Raw genomic sequence first — 3,173 nt, 5'->3', positions numbered from 1 at the left:
ACCGGGGCCCTCGGCGGGCACGTCGCCCGCGCCCTCGCCGCGGCCGGCGTCGACCATCTGCTGCTGGTCAGCCGGCGCGGCCCCGACGCGCCCGGCGCCGCCGGCCTGGTCGACGAGTTGACCGGGCACGGCACCCGGGTCACCGTCGCGGCCTGCGACGTCGCCGACCGGGACGCGCTGCGCGACCTGCTCGCGACGATCCCCGCCGACGCGCCACTGCGCACCGTCGTGCACACCGCGGCAGCACTTGACGACACCGTCGCCGACGCGCTCACCGTCGACCGGATGGCGACCGCCCTGCGGGCCAAGGTCGACGCGGCCCGCCACCTCGACGAGCTGACCCGCGACCACGACCTGTCGGCGTTCGTCCTGTTCTCCTCCCTCGCCGGCACCATGGCCGGGCCCGGCCAGGCCAACTACGCGCCCGGCAACGCGTGGCTCGACGCGCTCGCCCGGCGCCGCCGCGCCGACGGCCTGCCCGCCACCGCCATCGGCTGGGGCCTCTGGGCCGACGGCGGGGTCAGCGCCGGCGACGTCGAACGCCGGATGGCCCGCAGCGGCATCCGCGCCATGGACCCCGCGCGCGCCGTCCGCGCCCTCCACCGGGCGCTCGACCACGACGAGACCCACCTCGTCGTCGCCGATGTCGACTGGGACCGGGTGGCCGCCGCACCCGGCCGACGGCCGGACCCGCTGATCCGCGACCTGCTGACCGCACCGCCGGCCAGCGACACCGACCGGGCCAGCGCCGGTACCGCCCTGCGGCGGCGGCTCGCCGGTCTCGTCGAGGCCGAGCAGCTCGACGCCCTCCGCGAGCTGGTCCGCGCCGAGGTCGCCGCGGTCCTCGGCCACGGCGGCGCCGACCAGGTGCCACCCCGGCGCGCGTTCCGCGACCTGGGCTTCACCTCGTTGACCGCCGTCGAGCTGCGCAACCGGCTCGATGCCGCCACGGGGCTCACCCTGCCCGCCACGCTCGCCTTCGACCACCCCAACCCGGATGCCCTGGCCATCCACCTCCGCACCGAACTGCTCGGCGGGCAGGAGCGGCCCGAGACCGCAACCCCGGCGGTACGCCCCGTCGACGACGACCCGATCGTCATCGTGGGCATGGGCTGCCGCTTCCCCACCGGCGCCGGCTCACCGGCGGAGTTCTGGCGGCTCCTCGCCGACGGCGTCGACGCCATGGGCGACCTCCCGACCAACCGGCACTGGGACCTGACCGGGCTGCCGTCGTCCGTGACGCAGGGCGCCTTCCTCGACGACGCGGGCGCGTTCGACGCGCAGTTCTTCGGCATCTCGCCCCGCGAGGCCATCGCCATGGACCCGCAGCAGCGGCTGCTGCTGGAGACGTCCTGGGCGGCCATCGAGGACGCCCGGCTCGACCCGCTGACCCTGGCCGGCGGCCGGGTCGGCGTCTTCGCCGGTACCAACGGGCAGGACTTCGACCACCTCGTCCGGCGCGGCGGGGAACACCTCGCCGGGTACGGGGCCACCGGCGCCACCGCGAGCGTGCTGTCGGGTCGGGTGGCGTACGCCTTCGGGTTCGAGGGGCCCGCTGTGACCGTGGACACCGCCTGCTCGTCGTCGCTGGTGGCACTGCACCTGGCGGCCCAGTCGCTGCGTGCCGGCGAGTGTGACCTGGCCCTGGCCGGCGGTGTCACGGTGATGGCCACGCCGAGCGCATTCGAGGAGTTCGCCCGCCAGCGCGGGCTCTCCTCGGACGGGCGCTGCCGGTCGTTCGCGGACTCGGCCGACGGCACCGGCTGGGGCGAGGGCGTCGGCGTGCTGCTGGTGCAGCGCCTCTCCGACGCCCGGCGCGACGGCCGCCGGATCCTCGCCGTGCTGCGCGGTTCGGCGGTGAACCAGGATGGGGCGTCGAACGGGTTGACGGCGCCGAACGGTCCGGCGCAGCAGCGGGTGATCCGGTCGGCGTTGGCGGCGGCGCGGTTGTCGCCGGCGGATGTGGACGTGGTGGAGGCGCACGGTACCGGTACCACGTTGGGTGATCCGATCGAGGCGCAGGCGTTGCTGGCGACGTACGGGCGGGGGCGGGACGGGCACGAACCGCTGCTGCTGGGGTCGGTGAAGTCGAATCTCGGCCACACGCAGGCGGCGGCGGGTGTGGCGGGCGTGATCAAGATGGTGTTGGCGATGCGGCACGGCCTCGTGCCGCCGACGCTGCACGTGGACGCACCCTCGTCGAAGGTGGACTGGTCGTCGGGCGCGGTGCGTCTGGTGACCGAGAGCCAGGCGTGGCCGGCCGTGGAGCGGGCGCGTCGGGCGGCGGTGTCGTCGTTCGGTATCTCCGGCACGAACGCGCACGTGATCCTCGAAGCGCCGGAACCCGAGCCGGTGCCATCGGCGGATCCGGCCGTGGTCGATCTGCCGGCGGTGCCGATAGTGCCCGTGGTGCCGTGGCTGGTGTCGGCGCGGTCGGTGGAGGCCCTGGCGGGTCAGGCGGCGCGGCTGGCCGGGCACGTCCATGAGCAGGACGGCCTGTCTGCCGTCGACGTCGGCTGGTCCCTGGCGACCACGCGGGCGGCCCTGGAGCATCGGGCGGTGGTGGTCGCCGCGGGCCGGGACGGTCTGCTGGCGGGCCTGTCCGCGCTGGCCGGGGGCGGGACCGTCCCCGGCCTGATCACCGGCGCGGTCACCACGGGTCGGCGGGCGTTGCTGTTCACCGGTCAGGGTGCGCAGCGTCCCGGCATGGGCCGGGACCTGTATGGCCGGTTCCCGGTGTTCGCGGAGGCGTTCGATCGGGTGTGCGCCCTGTTCGAGGGCCGGCTCGACCGTCCGTTGCGGGAGGTGGTGTTCGCCGAGCCGGGCAGCGACCTGGCGGTGTTGCTGGACCAGACCGTCTATACGCAGGCGGGGTTGTTCGCGGTCGAGGTGGCCCTGCACGAGTTGCTGTCGTCGTGGGGTGTCACGGCCGATTATCTGGCCGGTCATTCGATCGGTGAGGTGACCGCTGCTCATGTGGCGGGGGTGTTGTCGCTGGAGGACGCGTGCGTCCTGGTGGCGGCGCGGGGTGCGTTGATGCAGGCGCTGCCGGCCGGTGGTGGGATGCTCGCCGTCGCCGCGTCGGAGGAACAGGTCCGGGATCTGCTGGGTAGCTCTGGCGCACTGCTGGATGTGGCGGCGGTGAACGGGCCGGGGTCGGTGGTGTTGTCGGG

1 protein-coding gene is annotated in these 3,173 nt (G+C 74.9%); it reads left to right on the top strand.

What is annotated here, in order from left to right:
• Nucleotides 1–3,173: type I polyketide synthase (locus B0E53_RS34760; protein ID WP_146167907.1), on the top strand; the 3,173-nt coding region annotated here is incomplete at both ends.

Source organism: Micromonospora sp. MH33, assembly GCF_003013775.1.
Classification (GTDB): domain Bacteria; phylum Actinomycetota; class Actinomycetes; order Mycobacteriales; family Micromonosporaceae; genus Micromonospora; species Micromonospora fulviviridis.
This window is presented reverse-complemented; position numbering and strand designations above follow the sequence as displayed.